Genomic DNA, 21,835 nt, shown 5'->3' with positions numbered 1-21,835 from the left:
CCCTCTTCTGGCAAGTTAGTTGTCTTTCTTTTTCGGATGAAATAATTTGGCAACAGGTCTAGGGGAATCAAAACGATAACCGAAATATACAAGACCATAAAACTTATCGTTCTCTGTTCTCGAAGCATCGTCTTCATTATACCAATCCGCACTAAAATTTATGTTTAGACCATAGATTACCTTTTCAGAGCTAAAACCAAGGTTTAACCCTGCTGCCAGTTGCCTTGTAATATACGTGTTGTTTTCTACGGTAATAATACCATCGGTTCCGCTTTCGGACTTGGAAAATCTCAATCCCAAGGAAGGGGACAGGTTCCCGGACAAAAACCAGTTTTGGTGAAGCACATAAGTATAATAATAGGATGGGGACAATCGAATGTTAAAAAACTTATCTCGATTAATACCGTCCGCTTCCCCAAGATCAAATATGTTGTAATCGTAAAAAAGACTGCCGATAATACTGCCGCTGCTCTGTTTTTGCCATTCGTTTTGGTATACAATATTGCGATAAGAGAAATCGGGGTTAAAAACATAGGAAGTGGACATGCCATATGTTTTACTATAAAGGTTGTTGAATTGAATATAGGGGTCTATACCCTCGGTCCAATTAGGAAAATAATCATTGGTGTTTTGGACATAGTATCCGGTAATTTTACCAAACGACATTCCTTGTACCCATCTTCCTAAAAAAAACCGGAATTGATAATCCGTAAAAGAAGATGCTCCTTTTAGATCTTCATCATGGTTGGCTCCCAAAAACTTTGGCACAAAGCCTACGCTAACCCCAATAAATTCATAATCCAAAGAGAGGAACATTCTATACCTATTGTTTGGCTTTATATGCAGTCGGGTGTTCTCTTCGTTGTTTTTGTAGAAATACTCATCGGTTTTGGTATCTACATTGATCTTCAGGATTATTTTATCGGAATAATTGACAATGGAAATTGAATCGCTTTGTCCGATTCCTTTAAAGCCCAAGAATACACAAATAACCAAACTAACATGGTAAATGTATTTAGTAAAATATCCTGTGCTCATAGGTTAAATTATAGGTGCACAAGATACACTTCAAATTGTATTAATCTGATTTTTCCACAATGGTTCTTTAAAAGGGAATGCTGTTGCGTTTTTTCCAAACCAGGGCAATACAGCAAAAAAAGGTAATCAAGGCAAGAATAAACAACATGCCGCCATCATTTTGCACAACAATGCCCAGTTTAAAAATATGTGAGAAAATGGCTCCTCCCATTACCCCGATTCCCAATAATGCCCCAAGCCATGTTGTTTTTGGCACAAGTATTAAGAGGGCTATAATCAACTCCAATATGCCTAGTCCTATTCGTCCCCATGGCTCGAGCCCAAGTTTCTCAAATATGTAAACCGATTCAGGTGCAGCCGTGAATTTAAAAAATAGGGTTTGCAATAAAATAACAGCGGGAACAATCCGAAGTATTGTCGTAAAGAATGATTTTCTTGTCATATTTAATCGATATGGTCTTGTTACCTTGGTCGTATTAATTCGGATGAATTAACCGATTAGGAAAGAATAATGCTTTTTGAATGGTATTAAAAACATAGTAGACCTATCCAAGAGCGTTATCATACCTCGAATTGATTAATTTTATACACATGAAAAATTTGCTCCGTCTCTGTTTGTTTTCCTTGCTCCTGATGCAATCCTGTGGAGAATCTGTTTGGTTGTCCGGCACTATAAAAGGACATGATGATAATGCTTGGAAACCTAAGGTTTATTTGGTACAACCTGATAAATACATGGATGTTGCCCAAAGTTTTGTTGGTAAAGTATTGGATTCTGCCGAATTGGATAAGAATGGATATTTCCAGTTCAAGGATGCCCCCGATTTTCAAGAGCATACTTTATTGATGCTGGTAGTTCAGCCCCAAAATGAAAAATATGCAAACAGGTTGGTCAACACGAACCCGCAAACTGATAACTATTTCCCCTTTGTTTACGAATCTGGCAGCAAACTTTTTGTTGAAGCAGAGATGTCAAAATTTCAATCCACCCTACGTTTTAGAGACCCCTCTGTTGCTAACCAACGTATGGAACAATTGAGGGATTTAAAGCTTTCTGCTTATACAAAGTATCTTGAAGATGATTCAAAAAATTGGGGAACTGATAAAGATTTGCTGGACCGTGAAAAAAGATTGTACAATTTCCAGAAGGAACTTATCGGTTTTTCAGATTCCACGGAAGAATTGCTTCCTGCTTTAATGGCTTTAAGATGGGCCAGTCCTGAAGGTGATTACGAGCGTACTGCAGAACTTGTTTACGCACAGTCCAATAAATGGAGTAAAGTTGTCCCGGGACATAAATGGGTAAAAGAACTTACTCAAATAGCCGACAAGAGTAATCTTCCTATTTTGGTCAACGACACCATACTTTCTCTTGTATTTCCAATGAAGGATGGTTCTGAAACCTCCATTTCGGATGTTACCACTGGAAAAAAATTGGTATTGTTAGATGTTTGGGCTTCTTGGTGTGCACCATGCAGGGTAGAAAATAGGAATGTATTGGTGCCGCTTTGGGAAAAATATGGGGACAAAGGTTTTCAGATTATGGCCTATGCCTTGGAGAGCAGCAAGAAAGCTTGGAACAATGCAATAGAAAGGGATGGAGCTCATCGATGGCTGCATGCCTCACATTTACAAGGGGACCAAAATCCCTTTATGGATGCATTGCGATTAAAAACCATACCTGCTAATTTTTTATTGGATAGTGAAGGTAAGGTTTTGGCCAAAAATTTACATGGAGAAGAATTGATGAAATTTGTGGATGATTTTATGCGAGATAACTAACCTGTTTGTGGTTTGCCTTAATGGATAAATAAAAAAAGCCGGAATTATTTCCGGCTTTTTTTATTTAAGTGTCGATGTCTAATTACCGTCACCGGTAGTCTCCTCTTCTGTTGCTGCATCTGGGTCCACTTCAAGAATAAAATCTTGTGTGGTAACATTGGCAGCGTCTATTTGTACATCCAAAGTGTCACTGGCTAGGTATCCATCCAGTTCGGCAACTACTTTATACATTCCTGCTTTGAGTCCAAGAATGGCATAGTTTCCATCTACATCGGAAAAAGAGGTTGTATTTAAAGTATCTGCAGCGATCACGGAAATTTGAGCACCTTCCAGCGCAACTGAAGTTTCTTCCTCAACCGTGCTTACGTTACCAGCAAGGGTTCCGGAAGTTGAAAGATTACTGGCCTTAATAACAGGTTTGAAATTAAATCCATTCACACCTGCAGGCGTATTCAGGTTTCCTTTTGCTACAAAGGATCGGCTTACGTCAAAATCAAGTAGCAAATCGGCAGATAGTCCACCTGTCACTGTAATGGCAGGATCTATGAATACTTTAATACCGGAAGAGTCTCCACTAGGAACTTTTAAATCATAAACCGTTCCGTCGGTCAAAACAACATTGACACCTTTTACGTAAACACGAATAAGGTCATATGCACCTGCTGGCACATCTATTTCAGCTAATTCCTGTGTCAATCCATTAGTAAGTTCCAATAGGTTTACCTCAATTTCCTCCTCCATCAAAGTGATATAGGGATAGCTGTCATCATCAGAATCATCATCCGAATCGTCATTGGAGTCATCGCTGGAACTGTCATCGCTGGAATCATCGTTGGAACTGTCATCGTCAGAACTGTCGTCATCAGAATTGTCATCGGAATCATCACCATCAATCAACCTAGCTTCAATTTTATAAACTGTAACATTTGCTTCCGCCAAAAGATCGTATGGGAAAGGGGCGTCTGTCAATTGCACTGATAGTCGGCCGGTACCTTCTGCACTTCCTGAGCCTTCGCCGTCTGAACAGCTCATTATTAATAAGGCAAATGCCATTAGGAAACTAAAAAAAATCTTTGTTCTCATCGTATGGGGTTTTTGAAAACAGGACATAGATATCCCTGTCTTGATTTTATATTAATTGAACAATCAAAGTTCAAAAAACCCTACTGAATTCCATGAAAATTCACTTTTTATCGATGAACTGCATTTTAAACAGTAAAAAAGAAGTCTTTTTCTTACAATAATTAATTTTTCAGGATAAAATTGGGTGCTTGTTGATATTTGAAAGAGTCGTCGGTCAAAATTTTCATTTCCTTGGTTTCCCAATTCATAAGACCAATATGAAATTGTGACTGCTCATCATCAAAAAGTTCAATGGCCAGCCATTTTCCATCGGGACTCCAGTCGTGCCATCCTTCATTTTGGCTATTGTCCGTCAATTTCCAATGCTTGCTACCGTCTAAACTGACCGCATATAAACTGTATTTTCCATCTTGTAGGCTTTGGTAGCTAATAAAGTTTTCAGTCGGATTTAATCTAGGTGCACCAGCTCTATATCCGTATTTGCCGGCAGTTGAATCCTTTTCTGGATAGTGGGTCAATTGCCTGCGATTTTCTCCATCCACATCCATTATGTACAATTCCTCATTGAACCCATCAACAAGTTTGTTTTTTGTAAGTCCACCCCTAAAAACAATCTGATTGCCATTGTTTACAAACAGAGGGTCTGCTGCATAGGGAAGACCGGTTTTAATTTCTTGAACTACCTGTCCTTTGCTATTTAGAATGTAAAAAGGAGAGTCGAAAACGGTTTTTGGCTTAACAATAATCTCCGTGCCATTTTTCCTAGTGCTCATCCAACTATCGTCCAATTCAATTTCGGAGACCTTTTTAGGGGCTTCCCCCTTAAAATTGCTCTTGTATAGGAAAAAGCAACGTTTACAGGAACCTCTGTCCGAAACAAAATAAAGTGTATTTCCTTCGGAGAAGTAGGTCCAATCCACATTATATAAATCAGTTATGTTCTTTTTATTGGAACCGTCAAGGTCCATTGCGTACACTTCGTAGTTTTCAATGTCGGCATCTCGCAAAACATTGTAAACCAGTCCCAATTCCTGTACCGGAATTTCCTTGTCCGATTTGCAGGCAACAAGAATGGAAAAAAGTCCAAGTATAGTAGCTCTTTTAATCATCGGTAATTTAGTTTGCTTGTAATTTTAACTGGATGAAGTTACTAAACTATCCGAAAATTTAAAATGGACCTTAATCTTATGCTTTGGCTTTATTTTGGCTGAAATATTTCTTTTTTAACCAAAAGGATACCTTCACTAATAAAATGAGTGCAGGCACCTCTACCAATGGGCCAATAACCCCAGCGAAGGCTTGACCAGAGTTTAATCCGAATACAGCTATGGCAACGGCAATGGCCAGTTCAAAATTATTTCCAGCCGCCGTAAATGCCACCGAAGCAGTTTTGTCGTACTCGGCCCCCATAGCCTTGGTGGTAAAGAAACCGATAATGAACATCAAGGCAAAATACACTAGTAGGGGAACGGCAATAATCAACACATCCATCGGGATTTCAACAATCAATTCACCTTTTAAGGAAAACATGATCACAATGGTAAACAAAAGAGCTATCAAAGTCATCGGGGAAATAGTGGGGATGAACGTTGAGGTATACCAGGTTTCACCTTTTATTTTCACCAAAATTTGACGGCTCAGAATTCCCATCAAAAAAGGAATGCCAAGATAAATGGCCACGCTTTCTGCAATGGTTCCGATGGAGATATCGACGATGGCACCTTCAAACCCAAAATAGGGAGGAAGTATGGTAATAAAGATCCAAGCATAAAAACTATAGGCAAAAACCTGAAAAATACTGTTGAGAGCTACCAGCCCAGCGCCATATTCACTGCTACCTTCTGCCAGATCGTTCCAGACAAGCACCATGGCGATGCATCGCGCCAAGCCAATCAGAATAAGCCCCACCATATATTCTGGGTAATCCCTCAAAAAGATAATAGCAAGGGCAAACATTAAAATCGGGCCCACAATCCAGTTCAACACAAGGGAAATGGACAGAATTTTGGTGTTCTTGAACACTTTAGGCAGTAAAGAATATTTCACCTTGGCCAGTGGCGGATACATCATTAAAATCAATCCAATAGCAATCGGAATATTGGTGGTTCCGCTACTAAAGGAATTGACAAAATCGGGAAAATTGGGAAAAAAGTATCCAATTCCGACCCCTAAAGCCATAGCCACAAAAATCCACAGGGTCAGGTTTTTGTCTAAAAAGCTCAATTTTTTAATGGCCATTAGTTTTGAATTTGGGAAAAGACATAAAACATTTCAGTTGCGATCTGTTTGCTTCGCTCGCTGTACTTTTCAGCTTGCTGAGGCGTGTTGTCAAACGCTTTTGGGTCGTCGTAGGTGATAGGGATTCGTTTTTCGGCTCCAGGTACAAATGGACAACCCTCATCCGCCTGCGAACAGGTCATAATGGCGGCAAAATCAGATTTTGGGTTGAAATCATCATCCATTCGTTTGGAAAAACAAATAACGGGGTGCTCGTTCTCTGAAAACTTGATGCCATACACGGGGTTTTTTCCTTCGGAAAGCATTTGTACCTCAAACCCTGTGTTCGCTAGGGTAGAGGCTACCATGGGAAATAAGGCGGTGGCCTCCGTTCCTCCCGAATAGCAGCTCACATTCCTAACTCCAAAATGATGAGCCATCGTCTGAGCCCAAATCTGGGATAAATGACTGCGTCGGGAATTATGGGTGCATATAAAGTTGAGACGAATGGATTCTCCATTAGTGACCTTTTCTTGAATGTACTCCACAAGAGGGGATAAGGTTTGTTTTCTCTCCGATGTGATGGATGATATATCAAGATTTGAAATAAAATCGTTCAACACCTTGTAATGTGACATAAACTCTGAATTTTTTAGCAACAACCACTACCTGGAACACAACCAGAATTTTGAAGCTCGGAAATTTTCACTTTTGGTTTTTCAGCGGGTACTCCGCACTTGTCCCTTGCCAAGCAATCAGTTTCTTTAGAAGTCAACAAGAAATTTTTCCCATCAAACTCCAAAGCGAATTTTTCAATGGTCTGTCCTTGGTATTCTACTTCAACCTCTAAATCACCGATACCTAAGGTATTTTGTGATAACTCAATTATGTGGACCAACTTTTCAGGATGAAGCCTGTGGTCGTAGTCGTCGGCATTCCAAAGCTGAAAGTTGACCACCTCTTCATTGCGAACGGTACCGCCACAATCAATAAAATGCTTGGTGATTTTACCTACTTCGGTCACATGAAAATGGTTGGGGACCAACTCCCCGTTTGGCAATTGGAAAGCTATGGTCTGTAATTGGGCCAATGCTGATTTAACTTCTTCTAACTTCATGATTATATCTATTTATTGTAATATTACGATTAATAAACTTAAATTTTTTTAGCAACACTCTTTTTTGTCAAGGTCTTGATCCAAGAACTCTGACATTACTTTCTTCATTTTCTTCCAATTGTCGGCATCAATGCAGTAACAAACACTAGTTCCCTCTACATTGCCTTTAATCAGGCCTAAATGCTTTAATTCCTTTAAATGTTGGGAAATCGTGGGTTGGGCCAAACCGATTTCATCCACCAAATCCCCACAAACGCAAGCATTCAATTTAAATAAGTATTGAAGGATGGCTACACGGGCAGGGTGACCGAATACTTTTGCGTATTGGGCAATCTCATTTTGCTTATCGGTAAATATTTCAGTTTTGGCTAAGCCCATAGTTGATTTTATTCATTGCAATATTACGATTAATAGGTTTACCACCAAATATTTTATTGGATTTTATTTCTTAATCGTTTGAAAAACATATGTGAATACTGCTTCATTCTTATTAAATTGCGTTATGCACGCTTAAACATAACGATTGTAATTTGGCGCTGACGGAAAAAATATACTTGGATTACAATGCAACCACGCCTGCAGACCCCAAGGTGGTTGAGGCCATGCTGCCGTATTTTACCGAAAACTTCGGAAATGCGAGCAGTGACCATTCCTTTGGGTGGTATGCCGATGATGCAGCTGAAATAGCGCGTGGTCAGCTTGGGAAGCTGGTAAATTGTAGACCAACGGAAGTCACTTTTACCTCTGGAGCTACGGAAGCCGCCAATTTGGCCTTGTTCGGATTTTGCAAAAAGAATCGAAGCAATGGAAACCACATTATTTCCTGTAAAACGGAACACAAAGCGGTTCTCGATACTTTAGAGGCGTTGGAGTCAGATGGTTTTGAAGTCACATATTTGAATGTGGATGGGCAAGGAAATATTGATTTGAATGCGTTTGAGTCTTCCATAAAACCGTCTACAATTTTGGTCTGCTTGATGCTGGCCAACAACGAAACCGGCTTGATTCATCCGATAAAAACCATAACTGAAATAGTGCATGCCAAGAGTATTTCTGTGATGTCCGACATTACACAGGCAGTGGGCAAAATCCCAGTTGATTTACAGGATTTGGGGGTGGATATGGCTATTTTTTCTTCACACAAACTTTATGGACCCAAAGGAGTTGGCGCACTTTACTTAAATAAAAACAATAATATTTCCATTGATAAACATCTTTTCGGTGGCAGCCACGAAAAAGGAGTACGACCTGGTACTTTGAATGTTCCTGGTATTGTTGGTTTTGGCGAAGCGTGTGAAATAGCAAAGCAGAGTTTGAAAGAGAATCATCAAAAATTTAAAAATCTTCAAAACCAATTGGAGGAGGGGCTATTGGCCATAGATGAGGCAACCATTAATTGCCAAGATGAAGAGCGGTTGCCAAATACCACAAATGTTTCTTTCAAAGGAGTGAATGGCGCCAAGCTACTTCGTTATTTGAACACCTTGGCCGTTTCTCGGGGTTCCGCCTGTACCGCGAATCAAGTGAATCCATCACACGTATTAAAAGCGATGGGAGTTGAGGATGAAGTTGCCTTGGCCAGTCTGCGGATAAGCACAGGACGAAACACCTCTTCGGAAGACATTGAAAAGACGCTGTCCGAAATCAAAAAAGCAGTCAACCAACTTAAAACCAGTGTTGTATGAGGGAGTTGGATGTCATCATATCAAAATACCAAGAGCTAAAATCACAGGATGTACGCTGTATTTTGGCTACTGTCGTCCATGTTGAAGGCTCATCGTATCGGAGAGCCGGTGCTCGAATGCTGGTGGATGAATATGGAAATATCACCGGGGCCATTAGCGGAGGTTGCTTAGAGGGTGATGCGCTCAGAAAGGCACTTTTTGCATTGGATAGACAAGAAAATAAGCTGGTCACGTACGATACTAGCGACGAGGATGATGCGATTATCGGAGCGCAATTGGGCTGCAATGGCATTATTCAAGTGCTCTTTGAGCCCATTGATTATACCGATGGGAACAATCCATGCGAACTTTTGAGAACCATTACCGAACAGGAAGTTCCGATGGCGGTCTCGGTTGTTTTTAATTTGGATAAATCCCAACAACAACTGGGAACCAGTTTGGTTGCGGATGAAAATCAGGCAGTTTCAGGGCAGCAGCTTCCCGATGATTTACAACAAGCTTTGCTTGTTAAAAGTAGAGAGGTCATCAATGAAAATGCATCTTGTTTTGCAGAGCTCACAACGGAAGAGAAAACACATTTTGTGTTTATTCAGAAATATCAACCCCCAGTAAAATTGGTGTTGGTAGGAGCAGGGAACGATGCTCAAATCTTGGCCCAACAAGCCGATTTACTGGGTTGGAAAGTGACCGTTACCGATGGGCGTCCCACACATGCCAATAAAGAACGTTTTGTAGGGTCTTGCCAAGTCATTATAACCAAACCGGAAGAAACGCTAAAAAATATCAATATAGATAATCGATCTTGTTTTGTGCTGATGAGCCATAATTACAATTACGACTTGTCGGTACTCAAATTACTGCTCGGAAATCCGGATACACCATACATTGGTATTTTGGGACCATTGAAAAAATATGAACGCATGCTCAACGAGCTGGCAGATGAAGGCATCGAAGTATCCAAAGAGGATTTGGATAAGATTCACGCACCTGTAGGTTTGGAAATAGGAGCTGAGACACCCGCCGAAATCGGATTATCCATTTTAGCGGAAATCCAAAGTGTGCTCACCAATAAAAGCGCTCGACCTTTAAAGCAGAAAACCGAGCCGATTCACGATGCTACAGCAAATCAATTTCAAAAAATAACCCTTTGAGTGAAGAAGAAAACATAGCGGTGGTTGTTTTGGCAGCAGGTGGCTCTTCTCGTTTGGGGCGACCAAAACAGTTGGTGGAATTCAAGGGGAAAACCCTTTTGAACCATGCATTGGATAAAGTGGACTTGTTGGGGTTTCAGACCAAGATTTTGGTTTTAGGCGCAGAGCGTGAGGAAATAATGGATAAAATTGATTCCAACGGCTTTAAAGTGGTCGTTAATACCCATTGGGAGCAAGGAATGGCATCCAGTATCAAGGTTGGGTTGGAAGCTGCGATGGCGGAGGAAGAAGGATTGGACCATGTATTGTTTCTGGTATCCGACCAACCCTTTTTGGAACGTACCAACTTAATCAAACTGGTGCATACCCAACTTACACAACATCCAAAAGCAACCTATTCCAAATATGGTGATAATATTGGAGTGCCGGCCATTTTTAGTAAGGAAGCATTTCCATTGTTGTTGGAATTGGAGGGAGACGAAGGTGCTAAGAAACTAACTCGCTTGGAAGGTTTTGATTTCTGTACGGAAACCTTTAAAAAGGGCGGTTTTGATGTGGATACCGAAGAAGATGTGCAGCTACTAAAGCAAATTGAAGAATGAAAGTGACCGTTAAATATTTTGGTCTGGTGGCCGAAGCTGCTGAAAAGTCCGAAGAGGTTTTGGAACTCAATGGGGAGCTGACCGCTATGGAACTAAAGTCACAATGCTTGAACAGCTTGGCTATAGCGGACAAAGAGTCCGTACAGATAGCCGTGAACCAAAATTTGGATGATACAATAACCTTAAAAGACGGGGACGAAGTGGCCTTGTTGCCACCGTTCGCTGGAGGATGAGCAAATACGACAGACAAATAAAACTCACGGAAGTTGGCCCAGAAGGCCAAAAAAAGCTTCGCAGCGCCAAAGTATTGGTTGTTGGTGTTGGAGGATTGGGCTGCCCTGCTACCATGTATTTGACAGGTGCGGGAGTCGGCAAAATTGGTTTGATGGACCATGATAAAGTCGATATGTCCAACCTGCATAGACAAGTCCTCTTTCAAGAACCGGATGTAGGAAGGTCAAAGGCTGTTGTTGCCAAGGAACGACTGGAAAAACAAAATAGTGAGGTACAGTTTGAGGTATTCGAAGAGCCGTTGACCATTGAAAACGCGGAAAACATCATCAATCAATACGATGTTGTTTTGGATGGCACGGACAACTTTGAAACCAAGTACCTTATCAACGATGCATGCATATTGGCGAATAAACCTTGGGTTTTTGCCTCCATTTATAAGCATGAAGGGCAATTGTCGGTTTTTAATTATGAAGATGGCCCCACCTACCGTTGTGTATTCCCGAAAAGCACGCGACAGAACATCAGTTGTGAGGCTACGGGCGTATTGGGTGTATTACCGGGCATTCTCGGAACGCTGCAAGCAGCTGAAGTCCTTAAAATCATCTTGGGAGCGGGCGAGGTGCTATCCGGTAAGCTTAAGCTTATTAACATGATGCGAGCTAGCGAGCAGACCATCAAAATAAACAAGCGCCCTGAAGAAGTGGAAAAAATTCGCCAGAACGGGATAGCCCCCGTTTATATTGATTGCGATTTAAAAAATAAAGAACAGTGGTACCTCGATGTACGCGAAGTGTTCGAACAGCCCAAACCAAAGGGTAAAAAAGTACTCAGTATTCCGATGGGTGATTTAACATCACGATACCGAGAGATACCGAACAATCAGGAGGTTTTTGTGTTCTGTCAGTCTGGAAAGCGAAGCAGGAATGCGATTGAAATCCTTAAAAATGAATTTGGCTTTCACAATTTGAAAAACGTGGAAGGCGGTATAGAAACAATTATTGATGGATAAGAAGAAACCAAAAAAAGTATTTGTACAAGGAGCGATTCCTCCCGAAAAAATAGCCAATTCGGTGGCCAACCACCAAAGCAAGACGAATATTGGCGCGCACAGTATTTTTTTGGGACAGATAAGGGCCGACGAGGTAGAAGGTAAAACCGTGACTGCCATCGATTACACGGCCTATGAAGAAATGGCGGAGAATGTCTTCCATGAAATACGCGAAGCTGCTTTTGCCAAGTTCGACATTACCTGTGCCCATATTTATCACAGTTTGGGCAAGGTAAACGTTGGGGAGTTGTGTCTGTTCGTGTTCACATCATCGGCACATCGAAAGATTGCGATAGAAGCAACCAATTTTTTTGTAGAGGAAATCAAAGCGAAAGTACCTGTGTTCGGTAAAGAGATTTTTGAGGACGAAACCCATCAATGGAAAGTAAATGGTAGACATTACACATAAAGTGACCACTTTGCGGGAAGCCACCGCAGAAGCTATCGTAAAAACAAGTAGCCAAGCTACAATAGATGCCATCAAAAACAACGAGGTTCCCAAAGGGAATGTGTTTGAAATGGCCAAGGCAGCTGGCCTGTTGGGCGTCAAAAAAACGCCGGACCTATTGCCTGATTGTCATCCGTTACCCATTGAATACACGGGCATCGATTATGAAATTGATGGTTTGGACATTACCATTTCCATGACGGTAAAGACCATATACAAAACAGGGGTAGAGGTAGAGGCGATGCACGGAGCAAGTGTTGTGGCCCTTACCATGTACGATATGCTGAAACCGATTGACAAAAACGTGGAAATCGGAACCATTCGTTTGAAATCGAAAAAAGGAGGGAAATCCTCGTACAAAATCAATTCGGAAGGATTGACTGCCGATGTCGTGGTCTGTTCCGATACCATTTCCAAAGGAAAAGGTGAGGATAGGGCAGGAGAGGCCATTGTGGAGCGATTAAAAGCTCTTGGAGTGAACTCCCAAAAAAGCATCATTCCCGATGAAGCCGAGGAAATCATCAAAAAAGTGGAAAACACTTCTGCTGACTTGCTGATTTTTACCGGAGGAACAGGCGTGGGACCGCGAGATGTCACCCCACAGACCCTGGAGCCCTTGTTGGACATCAAACTAAAAGGAGTAGAAGAACAAATGCGAAGCTACGGGCAAAACCGTATGCCGTATGCGATGTTCTCGCGTTCCATCGCGGGCATCAAGGACGGTAAATTGATATTGGCACTGCCTGGCTCCACTAAAGGAGCAGCGGAATCCATGGATGCGATTTTCCCGCACGTGCTCCACGCATTTAAAGTGATAGAAGGAAAAAGACATGATTGATAAAAAACCACAGATAATAGACAATTTTGGTAGGCCACATACCTATCTCCGTATTTCATTGACGGATCGGTGCAACCTGCGGTGCTTTTACTGTATGCCCGAAGAAGGTATTGAGTTGATGGAAAAGCCAAGCATTATGACCTTGGAGGAAATCATTGAGATGACGCGAACATTTCGTGATTTGGGCGTGGATACGGTTCGGTTGACGGGCGGTGAACCTTTGGTTCGGAAGAACTTTGGCTATTTGGTCGAAGAGCTTGCGAAATTGGGCGTGACCCTAAAATTGACCACTAACGGCATTGTACTTGATAAATACTTGGACCTATTCGATAAAATTGGGCTGCGCAAAATCAATTTTAGCCTGGATACCTTGGATAAGGCTAAATCCATTTTTATTACCAAGCGTGATTACTACGAGCGCATTATGCGCAACCTGAATATGGCCTTGGACATGGACATGGATATCAAGCTCAATATTGTGCTGATTAAGGGAGTGAACGATAAAGAAATCAATGATTTCATCGCATTGACCAAGGATAAAAATATTACCCCCAAGTTTATAGAGTTTATGCCTTTTAAAGGAAATAAATGGGACTGGAGCAAGGGAGTTTCCAAAGAAGAAATATTAAAGACCGTTGGCGATAAATTCGGTGAAATCGAAACCCTTGATAATCCAAAGCACAGTACCTCCACCAATTTTAGGGTGAAGGGCCACAAGGGCAGTTTTGGCATTGTGAGTACGATTACCAATCCGTTTTGTGATGAGTGCAACCGTATTCGTTTAACTGCTGACGGTAAGATGAAAAACTGTCTGTTTGCCACCTCAGAAACTGATTTGTTAACGCCGCTTCGAAATGGGGGACAAATTGAAGGCACCATTTTGGAGGCCATAAAATCCAAAAAGCATTCCCGTGATGGCATGGACGTTAAAATGGACGCCGACCACTACGAGCAAAACCGTTCAATGATTTCAATAGGAGGCTAATGGTTACAATTGAAGAAGCCCTTCGTATTATCGAAGATCAAAACATCAGTTTAAAAAGTGAATCAAAACCGCTTGAAGGAGCACTTGGTTTTGCCCTTTCAACAAATACGGTTTCCCCTTTTGATGTTCCAGAGTTTGATAATTCGGCGATGGACGGGTATGCCCTTTGCGGACTTTATCAAGAATACCAATTGGTAGGAGAGGTCGCTGCTGGCGATTCCAAGGATATAAAGTTGCAAGATGGCGAGGCCGTTCGGATTTTTACAGGAGCAAAAGTGCCAAATAATGCCACCGCTGTGATGATGCAGGAGAAAACCTCCGTAACAGACAGCACGCTGTTTCTTGATGAAATGCCCAAAGTTGGTCAGAACATCCGAAAAAGGGGAGGTCAGTTGACAGAGGGGCAAACGGTATTTGAAAAAGGGCACATTTTGAACCCACCTTCTTTAGCGTTGATGGGCAGTTTAGGGTTGTCGCAATTGGAAGTATTTTCCAGACCGCGGGTCAATATCATCACCACGGGAAATGAACTCGTAAAACCAGGAGAGCCCAAAACCGAGGGACAAATATACGAATCCAATAGCTACGCGATTTCAGGAGCGTTAGAGCAATTTGGATTTCAGCATCATCAAAAAACGCAAATACGAGATGATTTTGAGGCCACAAAAGCAGGCATCAAAACGGCATTGGAGTCTTGCGATGTACTAATTATCTCTGGAGGAATATCGGTCGGCGATTACGATTTTGTAAAACAATCCCTTGATGATAACGGGGTTAATGAGTTGTTTTATAAAGTGTTTCAAAAACCTGGCAAACCATTGTATTTTGGCCGAAAGGACAATCAATTTGTGTTTGCATTGCCAGGCAACCCAGCATCTTCGTTAACCTGTTTTTATGTGTATGTACTTCCTTTGCTTCAAAAGTTAAGTGGGTATGGGAGTTATGGTTTGGCTAGTTACCAATTCCCTATAAAGCATGCGTATGAAAATCGTTTTGGACGACCATCCTTTTTAAAAGCCACTGTTGTTGATGGAAAAGTAGAGATTCTTGATGGGCAAGGCTCTTCTATGATTCAATCCATGGCAAAAGGAAATGCTCTTGCCTTTGTAGATGATGGCGAAGTATTGAAAGAAGGTGATTTGGTAAGGTGTAAACTAATTTCTTAATTGATGACGGTTGAATATCTTCCCATAGTCTTCTTTCTGATTGCATTATTCTACAGTTCTGTTGGATTCGGAGGTGGTTCTAGCTACTTGGCCATATTAAGTCTTTTCCTGACCGATTTTTATGAAATACGTTCCACAGCGCTTATTCTGAATATTTGCGTCGTGAGCATCGGAACCATTGTTTTTATTCGAAACCGGGTGTTTGATATGAAGTTGTTCTGGCCCTTTTTGGTGATGAGCATTCCATTTGCTTATCTAGGGGCCCAAATCCGCTTGTCACAAACCGTATTTTTTCTGGTGTTGGGAAGCGCATTGGTTATGGCGGGAGTTTTTATGATTCTACGTTTTGCGAAGAAAAAGCTGGACTCAAAGAAGTTTTCCAATCCAAAAAAATCATTGCTTGGTGGTGGTATCGGATTGCTTTCCGGAATTTCGGGGATAGGTGGTGGCATCTTTTTGTCGCCAGTCCTTAATCTATTGAAATGGGAAAATCCACGAGTCGTGGCCTCGCTGGCCTCTGTATTTATTTTGGTGAACTCTATTTCTGGCTTAATTGGCCTCAATGTGGCGGGAACCTTCAAATTGAACAATGAATTGATGTTACAATTAGTGGTTGCCGTGGTGATTGGAGGAAGTATCGGCTCTTATTTGTCCAATAAAAAGTTCAACCTTAAGTTTTTGGGTGTGCTCACCAGTATTTTGGTACTCTACGTGGGTTTCCGTTTGATTTTGCTGCACGGATTTGGTATTAAAATTTAAATCATCCCCAACATTTCATCCGTATGCTGCTGAACGGTTTCAGTGATTTTATCATTCATTTTTTTAAAGGTGGCAAGTACTTTTTTACCTGTCTCGGTTAATTCGGCGCCTCCCCCTTGCGTACCACCTTTATGCAGTTCCACATAGGGTTGCTGACCTCGTTGGTTCATATCTTCAACCATGGCCCAAGCTTTACGATAGGACATTCTCATTTCTTTGGCTGCTTTGGATAAAGAACCATTTTTTTCAATCATCATCAATAATTGGGCTCGGCCAGGACCAAAAAACTTTTTCCCGTCAATATCTATCCAGCACCTTATTTTAAGCTCTTTGCTTGTGTCCATGGCAACTCTTTATCTTTCTTCAATATAGCCAAAACTCTTCAATATTTTTTGGATTGAAGTAAGTCCTACCGGAAATCATGGATTTTAGGGTACTCCAAGATTTGATAGATAGGTAAACTCCCATCACTTTCTACTTTGCGGGAGTAACTTTTAAAATTCTCAAAATGAAAAAATCGATTATTGTGATTGCTGTGGCTTTGTTCGCTTTTAGCTTTACTGCACAAGCCCAAAATTGTAATCAAGGGAAAAAACTTGCGGAAAAAACATGGGAGCAGTTTGGACCTTGGAAACCTAACTTCTCATTGATTCCTTTTAAAAACAAGGTTGAAAAGGTTAAAAGAGCTTGGAACTGGATTTCATCCAATAGTGGTGCGAATATTGGGCCGAGGTTTTTGGAAACCGATGGTGGTAATGAAAGCGGTAGCATAACAGGTCAGACCAAGCGTACTTTTGTGACACCTCCTTCCTTTAATAATACTGTGAAAATCACGATCAATAAATATGATGGGCGAGCGGAAACCGGTGTGGTCATCTGTTCTCACGGTAGAGATGGGATTACAGAGACATTGAAGACTTTTACTTTTCCTAACGACAAAAACGGGAAGACCAAGGTTTTTACACTTACTGGTGTTAAGGGCAAGATTATAAGTGTGGCTATGAGGAATAAGTCAGTTGCCAACAAATTCAAGTATCGCATCAACGCGGAGTAACCTAATAAACGTTCCCTCTGGGATGGCATGTTATTTAAACAAAGATGTGCCGGCATTTTGCAAGTGACCCATTCCTATAAAATAGTGGGCGCGATTCACTTTAAAACACAATATAATATGAAACAAATCACACTTTTGGTAGTGGCAGTGCTATCCTTGACCTTTTTTTCATTTCAAGGTAGTCAAGAAAGGAAATTGGTTCGATTAAAAGATGGTACCTATCAGGTGTCCCAGGTCGATTTAAAACCTGAGACCCTAAAAGAGCTTATGACTTACAAAGGATGGAAGGAAGCCAAACAAGTTCAACCCACGAAAGAGTTCGATTTTTCTGAGTTTAGAGATGGTAAGGGTTGGAAAGAAACTGCAGCCTTGCACGAAACCGGAAGAACACTTGTTATTCACAAAGAAGCGAAGAATAAAGCTTTTACAAAGACTTTGTATAAAACTAAAAATGTTCGTGTTCAGAACGAAGCTGAAGCTAGAGGATTCATTGATAGAACAATGGAGTCTTATTTGAGATAGTTGTTTGCCGGGGTCGTAAAGGCCCTGGCTCTTTTTGTATTGCCATGCGAATATTAAACAAAATCTACGTTGCTCTCTTTGGTCTTATTTTTATGACTACACTGCTGATCAATGTCAAGGGAACCATCTCTTCTTATATAGAATTTTATCATACTGAGGATGCTGAAAAAAGAAAACGGGAAAATAGGGTGTTTAGTTCTTTGGAGTTTGCGGAAAATAAGGCTGTTTCGACTTTTCTGTCCTATACAGGCTTGGACACTGGATTTGGTTTTTTTGCACCAAACGTTGCCAGCGAGTACCTTACCGAATTTACACTGTTCTCAACAGACAGTACATTAATTGAAACTACGTATTTTCCAAAAATGCACCAAAAGGAAAGTGTTTCTAGAATTAGGACTGCCTATTCTATGTTCGAGAAATATATGGAATCAGACCCAGATTCGCTTGAGATCAAAAGATGTGATATTTTTTTGAAAGGACTTGCATCCAAGGTGCTGCTAGAGAATGAACGAGCGGAATTTGTTAATGCAAAGGTTCAACTGTATCACTACCCAACTTTGGAACAATTGAAAAGCAATAAGACGATGGCTCCGATCTATGTGCTTTTGAAATCAAAAAACTATACACGCGATGAACTTTGGGAAAACTATAAATAATCAAGTTCCTAGCAACGCCCTGTTCTTGGTGTTCTTTAGAATTTCCGTGGCTATATTTGTCCTAGTGCATTTTATGGCCATTTACAAAGATTTGCCATATCTGTTCGGAGAAATGGCCTTACTGCCCAACCCTATATCCGATTTGTTTGTTTTCGATACAATTTTGACCCATTTCCGGTTATCAGAAAGTTTGGGTGTGCCAATGGGTGCATATTTGAATGTCATTACATTTATTTTTCTGTTTTTCACCCTATTATTGGCAATGGGTTGTATTACCCAATTTTCAGCTTTGGTCTTATTAATACTGCATATTGCCTTGCTCAAAACCAATGTGTTTTTCAATTATGGGGTGGATTATTTTACTAGTATTAGTCTATTCTTTTTATGTTTTTTGCCCTCCAACGTCCACTTTTCCATAGACGCTATGCTATTTAAGAAATTGATGCAGAGGTTAGGTGCCATAGTGGATTTTCAACTTGTCCGTAGGTTGCTTGGCATATTTATGTGCATAGTCTATTTCTTTTCAGGTTTTGATAAACTTCTGGGCTATAACTGGCGAAACGGAGAAGCTATTTGGAAAACAATTACATTGCCTTACTTTAACTTGGATTTTAATGTGGGTGTTGAATGGTTGTCAGAACACCAATGGCTTTTGGCCCTAATCGGTTGGTCGGTAATCCTTATTGAGATGTTTTACTTTTTAATCAATGTGAAAGGGCTTCGAAAGTATTGGTTGGCCGCCACTATTGGAATGCATTTAGGAATCGCATTATTTCTTAATCTATATTTCTTTTCAACCCTGATGATTATCTTGAACCTCACCGCGTATTATAATTTTGAGGCCAAAACATTCACCATAGGAAAGATGGGCAAAAAATATGCTGCTATGCGTATTATTCGTTAGGCTGTAAAATTAATGTTGATTGTGGTCCCCTTTCCTTGCTTGCTGTCCCAGTCTATCTCTCCGTTCAAATAAGCGACACGGCTTTCAATATTTTTAAGTCCAAGACCTTTCTTGTTTTTCGATTCGTACAGGTCAAATCCCACACCATCATCCTCTACGGTTAAAAAAACCTGATCGTTATGGGCATAAAGCTGGATGAATATTGATTTGGCCTTCGCATGTTTTTTAATGTTGGAAACAATTTCCTGAACCAATCGGTATACCATCGCCTCCTTTGTGGCATCCAGTTTTGGGAGCTTGTTTATATCCAAGGTGACCTCATAATTGTCTATGGTCAATCTGTCGGCCAAATCTTTGATTCCATCGCTCAATCCTGAAACGGCAAGGGTATGCGGGACCATATTATGGGATATCCTACGTACTTCGTTGCACGCATAATCAATCAGTTGTTCGGTTTTATCCACGGTTTCTTTATTGGAAGTATGGTTTTCGGTAACGGCTATGTAATGGGATTTAACCGAACTCAACAGACTGCCCAACCCATCGTGAAGATCCTTTGCAATGCGTGCTCGCTCTTTTTCTTGCCCCTCGATCATACTGTTCATGGCCGTAATTCTATTGTTTTGGCGCAATTTCACGATTTCTTGTTCCTGGATGGCTTGCTGTTGTTCCGTAATGGTTTTTTGGTAAATGAGACGTTTTCTGAAGAAAATTGAAGCTAACAGGCCAAAAACAAACAAAACACCGACGCCCCATAATATGAGTTTTTGTTGGCGATTCTTTTTAGCGATCAATAGTTCTTGTTCCGCATCCCTCTTATCAAATTCGTACTGCATGCCCAATTGGGTAATTTTTCGGACATTTTTCTCATTGAACAAGGAATCTTTCAGTTGTGTGTACCTTTCAAAGTTTTTTAGTGAGGACTCAAAGTTGCCCAACTTGCTCTGGGTTTTATAAAGACAATCGCAGGCTTCAATCTTGGTTTCTATTTCATTCATGGCCTCGGCCAATTCCAATGACCGGCTGCAATCTTTTAAGGCATTTTCAAAGTTGCCCTGTTGCAAGTATATAAGCCCTCTTTCTGCCAGTGCAAGCATCTCGCCATGCGTATATTGATTATCCAAACTTTGGGTGAGTGCATTGTTTAGGTAATCCAAAGCAACATCCACACTATCAAGTTGGTATAGTGCTCTTCCAATATGATAGTTGGAGACTGCCACGAACCTTTCCGGTAACTTCGCCCTTATCTTCATTTTCTTTGCGTCATGCGCTGTTTCAAGCGCTTCTTCATAGCGTTTCATTTTATAAAGGAGTTCCCCTTTATTACTTAAAATAATGGCAGTATTCGGTAATGCCCTTTCATCTTTCACTGCCAAATTATAGGCTTCGTCGTAATTTTTCAGGGCATTATCATAATCATCGATTTTTAGGTACAAATTGGCCAAGCTGTTATAGAGCACCAATTTTTTTCCTGTTAATTGTGCAGCGGCATTTTCTTCCAATTGTGTTGCATCAATCTGTTCCAATATGGCCTTGGCCTCCAATTGCGTGGATAGTGCTAGGGTAACATCGCCAGATTTGCTATAAATACCTCCCCGTGTAGAGAGAATGGATGCCTTGAGCATTGGATCTTTATTTCCAAGATATTCATCCGCAAGATCAAGCGAAGTAAGGCTGGAATCAATGTTGGCATTAAAAAAATAGTAATTCCCCAGTGCATAATAGCTGTTGGCCAACAGCAATCCATCTTGGTTTGCCTTAGAAACTTGAATGGCACTGTTTATTAATTTTTTGGTCTGTGGTACATATCTGTTCTGACCTGAATAGCGTAGTAGGCCCAAAACTTTCTTCGAAGTGTCTTCCTCATGAACCAGTATGGAATCCATAAATACGGAAACTTGGTCTTGAGCTTGGGTAGATGTAAAAGTTATGGCAAATAATGAGCAAACAAAAAACAGTTGTCTTTTCGTGAGAGAAAGAACGATTTTCATTGGTTAGGTTATGAGGTTGGTTTAAGCGGTCAATTTAAAAAATAATCAAAAGGAGTCCCTCGATAAACCGTTCAAACCCCAAAAATCTATGATTTCATGGATTTTTTTCTGGTACAAGAAATTATGGACACCAATACCACATGTATGGAATAGTTTGCAATTGTTTTTCTAATTAACCATTAACCATAAAAATCAAACAATGGAGTTAACACTGAATAAAGGCGCGGAAGTAGAGCAAATCAAAAATGATTTGACCGAAGCTTTTCCAAATTACAAAGTAAAATACCCAATGTTCAACAAAAAAATAATCAATGTGGTCAATGGTCCTGTGATGGCCATTGTAATCCCCAAAAACGATAAAGTGAAGGTTGTTGGGAACATTAACCTAATGCTTCCTTGGATGTTCGTGGCTTTTGTTGTTTTGATCGCATTGACTCTTTTGGGAGGATTTATATTCTATGGAGCTATGTATTACACCAAGAAAAAAGACTTTCAGGCCCTGCAACAGGAAATATCTGAATTTATCACTGAAAAATATAATTAACACTAAGCTAA

26 protein-coding genes are annotated in these 21,835 nt (G+C 40.7%); 16 read left to right on the top strand and 10 right to left on the bottom strand.

The window, feature by feature from the left end; translation table 11 throughout:
• Nucleotides 1-15: 15 nt before the first annotated feature.
• On the bottom strand, nt 16-1,038 hold the full coding sequence (locus tag PY091_RS01760; protein ID WP_275648035.1) for a DUF4421 family protein: 1,023 nt from the start codon (nt 1,036-1,038) through the stop codon (nt 16-18).
• Between the two features lie 67 nt (nt 1,039-1,105).
• Nucleotides 1,106-1,480 carry a DoxX family protein gene (locus tag PY091_RS01755; RefSeq protein ID WP_275648034.1) on the bottom strand — a complete coding sequence of 125 codons (375 nt, stop codon included), beginning with the start codon at nt 1,478-1,480 and terminating at the stop codon, nt 1,106-1,108.
• A gap of 149 nt (nt 1,481-1,629) precedes the next feature.
• Here PY091_RS01755 and PY091_RS01750 point away from each other — a divergent pair, with 149 nt between their 5' ends.
• Nucleotides 1,630-2,820, top strand: a complete 1,191-nt coding sequence (locus PY091_RS01750) for a TlpA family protein disulfide reductase (protein ID WP_275648033.1) — start codon at nt 1,630-1,632, stop codon at nt 2,818-2,820.
• A 78-nt stretch (nt 2,821-2,898) separates the two neighbouring features.
• Here PY091_RS01750 and PY091_RS01745 read toward each other — a convergent pair whose 3' ends face one another.
• From PY091_RS01745 to PY091_RS01720, 6 genes are all read right to left on the bottom strand, one after another.
• Nucleotides 2,899-3,903 carry a DUF4382 domain-containing protein gene (locus PY091_RS01745; RefSeq protein ID WP_275648032.1) on the bottom strand — a complete coding sequence of 335 codons (1,005 nt, stop codon included), beginning with the start codon at nt 3,901-3,903 and terminating at the stop codon, nt 2,899-2,901.
• A 161-nt stretch (nt 3,904-4,064) separates the two neighbouring features.
• Nucleotides 4,065-5,012, bottom strand: a complete 948-nt coding sequence (locus tag PY091_RS01740; RefSeq protein WP_275648031.1) for a TolB-like translocation protein — start codon at nt 5,010-5,012, stop codon at nt 4,065-4,067.
• A 76-nt stretch (nt 5,013-5,088) separates the two neighbouring features.
• Nucleotides 5,089-6,141 (bottom strand): ACR3 family arsenite efflux transporter, encoded by a 1,053-nt coding sequence (arsB, locus tag PY091_RS01735; RefSeq protein ID WP_275648030.1) that lies wholly within the window; start codon nt 6,139-6,141, stop codon nt 5,089-5,091.
• Complete coding sequence (locus tag PY091_RS01730; protein ID WP_275648029.1) at nt 6,141-6,758, bottom strand: arsenate-mycothiol transferase ArsC; 618 nt, start codon at nt 6,756-6,758, stop codon at nt 6,141-6,143. Before PY091_RS01730 ends, arsB begins: the two co-directional genes overlap by 1 nt.
• A 14-nt stretch (nt 6,759-6,772) precedes the next feature.
• Nucleotides 6,773-7,237 carry a DUF6428 family protein gene (locus tag PY091_RS01725; RefSeq protein ID WP_275648028.1) on the bottom strand — a complete coding sequence of 155 codons (465 nt, stop codon included), beginning with the start codon at nt 7,235-7,237 and terminating at the stop codon, nt 6,773-6,775.
• 48 nt (nt 7,238-7,285) lie between these two features.
• Nucleotides 7,286-7,615 (bottom strand): ArsR/SmtB family transcription factor, encoded by a 330-nt coding sequence (locus tag PY091_RS01720; RefSeq protein WP_275648027.1) that lies wholly within the window; start codon nt 7,613-7,615, stop codon nt 7,286-7,288.
• 152 nt (nt 7,616-7,767) lie between these two features.
• Here PY091_RS01720 and PY091_RS01715 point away from each other — a divergent pair, with 152 nt between their 5' ends.
• From PY091_RS01715 to PY091_RS01670, 10 genes are read left to right on the top strand one after another with little or no spacing between them, the layout of a single operon-like run.
• Entirely contained in the window at nt 7,768-8,922 is a 1,155-nt protein-coding gene (locus tag PY091_RS01715) for a cysteine desulfurase family protein (protein WP_275648026.1), read from the top strand.
• Nucleotides 8,919-10,073 carry an XdhC family protein gene (locus PY091_RS01710; protein WP_275648025.1) on the top strand — a complete coding sequence of 385 codons (1,155 nt, stop codon included), beginning with the start codon at nt 8,919-8,921 and terminating at the stop codon, nt 10,071-10,073. The genes PY091_RS01715 and PY091_RS01710 overlap by 4 nt, the downstream gene beginning before the upstream one ends.
• Entirely contained in the window at nt 10,070-10,675 is a 606-nt protein-coding gene (locus PY091_RS01705) for a nucleotidyltransferase family protein (RefSeq protein WP_275648024.1), read from the top strand. The genes PY091_RS01710 and PY091_RS01705 overlap by 4 nt, the downstream gene beginning before the upstream one ends.
• Nucleotides 10,672-10,908: a MoaD/ThiS family protein gene (locus PY091_RS01700; RefSeq protein WP_275648023.1), complete on the top strand. Its 237-nt coding sequence runs from the start codon at nt 10,672-10,674 to the stop codon at nt 10,906-10,908. Before PY091_RS01705 ends, PY091_RS01700 begins: the two co-directional genes overlap by 4 nt.
• A complete protein-coding gene (locus PY091_RS01695; protein WP_275648022.1) occupies nt 10,905-11,918 on the top strand; it encodes a HesA/MoeB/ThiF family protein in 1,014 nt (337 codons plus the stop codon). Before PY091_RS01700 ends, PY091_RS01695 begins: the two co-directional genes overlap by 4 nt.
• Nucleotides 11,911-12,366, top strand: coding sequence for a molybdenum cofactor biosynthesis protein MoaE (locus tag PY091_RS01690; protein WP_275648021.1), 456 nt, complete (start codon nt 11,911-11,913; stop codon nt 12,364-12,366). Before PY091_RS01695 ends, PY091_RS01690 begins: the two co-directional genes overlap by 8 nt.
• Nucleotides 12,347-13,243, top strand: coding sequence for a bifunctional molybdenum cofactor biosynthesis protein MoaC/MoaB (gene moaCB, locus PY091_RS01685; protein WP_275648020.1), 897 nt, complete (start codon nt 12,347-12,349; stop codon nt 13,241-13,243). The genes PY091_RS01690 and moaCB overlap by 20 nt, the downstream gene beginning before the upstream one ends.
• Nucleotides 13,236-14,228 carry a GTP 3',8-cyclase MoaA gene (gene moaA, locus PY091_RS01680; protein ID WP_275648019.1) on the top strand — a complete coding sequence of 331 codons (993 nt, stop codon included), beginning with the start codon at nt 13,236-13,238 and terminating at the stop codon, nt 14,226-14,228. Before moaCB ends, moaA begins: the two co-directional genes overlap by 8 nt.
• Nucleotides 14,228-15,394 (top strand): molybdopterin molybdotransferase MoeA, encoded by a 1,167-nt coding sequence (locus tag PY091_RS01675; protein ID WP_275648018.1) that lies wholly within the window; start codon nt 14,228-14,230, stop codon nt 15,392-15,394. The genes moaA and PY091_RS01675 overlap by 1 nt, the downstream gene beginning before the upstream one ends.
• Before the next feature lie 3 nt (nt 15,395-15,397).
• The gene (locus PY091_RS01670) at nt 15,398-16,153 is read left to right on the top strand and encodes a sulfite exporter TauE/SafE family protein (protein ID WP_275648017.1); all 756 of its coding nucleotides are present in this window, start codon (nt 15,398-15,400) and stop codon (nt 16,151-16,153) included.
• On the opposite strand, the gene PY091_RS01665 is transcribed toward PY091_RS01670, so the two are convergent.
• A complete protein-coding gene (locus PY091_RS01665) occupies nt 16,150-16,497 on the bottom strand; it encodes a winged helix-turn-helix domain-containing protein (protein ID WP_275648016.1) in 348 nt (115 codons plus the stop codon). The genes PY091_RS01670 and PY091_RS01665 overlap by 4 nt on opposite strands.
• A gap of 164 nt (nt 16,498-16,661) precedes the next feature.
• On the opposite strand from PY091_RS01665, the gene PY091_RS01660 reads away from it, so the two are divergent.
• From PY091_RS01660 to PY091_RS01645, 4 genes are all read left to right on the top strand, one after another.
• Nucleotides 16,662-17,207 (top strand): hypothetical protein, encoded by a 546-nt coding sequence (locus PY091_RS01660; protein ID WP_275648015.1) that lies wholly within the window; start codon nt 16,662-16,664, stop codon nt 17,205-17,207.
• A gap of 117 nt (nt 17,208-17,324) precedes the next feature.
• Nucleotides 17,325-17,729: a hypothetical protein gene (locus tag PY091_RS01655; RefSeq protein WP_275648014.1), complete on the top strand. Its 405-nt coding sequence runs from the start codon at nt 17,325-17,327 to the stop codon at nt 17,727-17,729.
• A 92-nt stretch (nt 17,730-17,821) separates the two neighbouring features.
• On the top strand, nt 17,822-18,385 hold the full coding sequence (locus tag PY091_RS01650; RefSeq protein ID WP_275648013.1) for a hypothetical protein: 564 nt from the start codon (nt 17,822-17,824) through the stop codon (nt 18,383-18,385).
• Entirely contained in the window at nt 18,360-19,289 is a 930-nt protein-coding gene (locus tag PY091_RS01645; protein ID WP_275648012.1) for an HTTM domain-containing protein, read from the top strand. The genes PY091_RS01650 and PY091_RS01645 overlap by 26 nt, the downstream gene beginning before the upstream one ends.
• Here the strand turns inward: PY091_RS01645 and PY091_RS01640 are convergent.
• Complete coding sequence (locus PY091_RS01640; RefSeq protein ID WP_275648011.1) at nt 19,286-21,175, bottom strand: tetratricopeptide repeat-containing sensor histidine kinase; 1,890 nt, start codon at nt 21,173-21,175, stop codon at nt 19,286-19,288. The genes PY091_RS01645 and PY091_RS01640 overlap by 4 nt on opposite strands.
• Before the next feature lie 304 nt (nt 21,176-21,479).
• Here PY091_RS01640 and PY091_RS01635 point away from each other — a divergent pair, with 304 nt between their 5' ends.
• Nucleotides 21,480-21,824: a hypothetical protein gene (locus tag PY091_RS01635; protein ID WP_275648010.1), complete on the top strand. Its 345-nt coding sequence runs from the start codon at nt 21,480-21,482 to the stop codon at nt 21,822-21,824.
• The last annotated feature ends 11 nt before the right edge of the window (nt 21,825-21,835 follow it).

Origin of the sequence: Flagellimonas okinawensis (assembly GCF_029194005.1) — a bacterium.
In the GTDB taxonomy this organism is placed as follows: Bacteria; Bacteroidota; Bacteroidia; order Flavobacteriales; family Flavobacteriaceae; genus Flagellimonas; species Flagellimonas okinawensis.
Note: the sequence above shows the minus strand (reverse complement) of the source record. Positions and strands in the feature narration are given on the sequence as shown.

Coding starts and splice junctions, on each gene's coding strand:
- PY091_RS01760 (WP_275648035.1), bottom strand. CDS start 1,038: ATGAGCACAGGATATTTTACTAAATACATTTACCATGTTAGTTTGGTT.
- PY091_RS01755 (WP_275648034.1), bottom strand. CDS start 1,480: ATGACAAGAAAATCATTCTTTACGACAATACTTCGGATTGTTCCCGCT.
- PY091_RS01750 (WP_275648033.1), top strand. CDS start 1,630: ATGAAAAATTTGCTCCGTCTCTGTTTGTTTTCCTTGCTCCTGATGCAA.
- PY091_RS01745 (WP_275648032.1), bottom strand. CDS start 3,903: ATGAGAACAAAGATTTTTTTTAGTTTCCTAATGGCATTTGCCTTATTA.
- PY091_RS01740 (WP_275648031.1), bottom strand. CDS start 5,012: ATGATTAAAAGAGCTACTATACTTGGACTTTTTTCCATTCTTGTTGCC.
- arsB (WP_275648030.1), bottom strand. CDS start 6,141: ATGGCCATTAAAAAATTGAGCTTTTTAGACAAAAACCTGACCCTGTGG.
- PY091_RS01730 (WP_275648029.1), bottom strand. CDS start 6,758: ATGTCACATTACAAGGTGTTGAACGATTTTATTTCAAATCTTGATATA.
- PY091_RS01725 (WP_275648028.1), bottom strand. CDS start 7,237: ATGAAGTTAGAAGAAGTTAAATCAGCATTGGCCCAATTACAGACCATA.
- PY091_RS01720 (WP_275648027.1), bottom strand. CDS start 7,615: ATGGGCTTAGCCAAAACTGAAATATTTACCGATAAGCAAAATGAGATT.
- PY091_RS01710 (WP_275648025.1), top strand. CDS start 8,919: ATGAGGGAGTTGGATGTCATCATATCAAAATACCAAGAGCTAAAATCA.
- PY091_RS01700 (WP_275648023.1), top strand. CDS start 10,672: ATGAAAGTGACCGTTAAATATTTTGGTCTGGTGGCCGAAGCTGCTGAA.
- PY091_RS01695 (WP_275648022.1), top strand. CDS start 10,905: ATGAGCAAATACGACAGACAAATAAAACTCACGGAAGTTGGCCCAGAA.
- PY091_RS01690 (WP_275648021.1), top strand. CDS start 11,911: ATGGATAAGAAGAAACCAAAAAAAGTATTTGTACAAGGAGCGATTCCT.
- moaCB (WP_275648020.1), top strand. CDS start 12,347: ATGGTAGACATTACACATAAAGTGACCACTTTGCGGGAAGCCACCGCA.
- moaA (WP_275648019.1), top strand. CDS start 13,236: ATGATTGATAAAAAACCACAGATAATAGACAATTTTGGTAGGCCACAT.
- PY091_RS01675 (WP_275648018.1), top strand. CDS start 14,228: ATGGTTACAATTGAAGAAGCCCTTCGTATTATCGAAGATCAAAACATC.
- PY091_RS01670 (WP_275648017.1), top strand. CDS start 15,398: ATGACGGTTGAATATCTTCCCATAGTCTTCTTTCTGATTGCATTATTC.
- PY091_RS01665 (WP_275648016.1), bottom strand. CDS start 16,497: ATGGACACAAGCAAAGAGCTTAAAATAAGGTGCTGGATAGATATTGAC.
- PY091_RS01660 (WP_275648015.1), top strand. CDS start 16,662: ATGAAAAAATCGATTATTGTGATTGCTGTGGCTTTGTTCGCTTTTAGC.
- PY091_RS01655 (WP_275648014.1), top strand. CDS start 17,325: ATGAAACAAATCACACTTTTGGTAGTGGCAGTGCTATCCTTGACCTTT.
- PY091_RS01650 (WP_275648013.1), top strand. CDS start 17,822: ATGACTACACTGCTGATCAATGTCAAGGGAACCATCTCTTCTTATATA.
- PY091_RS01645 (WP_275648012.1), top strand. CDS start 18,360: ATGAACTTTGGGAAAACTATAAATAATCAAGTTCCTAGCAACGCCCTG.
- PY091_RS01640 (WP_275648011.1), bottom strand. CDS start 21,175: ATGGATTCCATACTGGTTCATGAGGAAGACACTTCGAAGAAAGTTTTG.
- PY091_RS01635 (WP_275648010.1), top strand. CDS start 21,480: ATGGAGTTAACACTGAATAAAGGCGCGGAAGTAGAGCAAATCAAAAAT.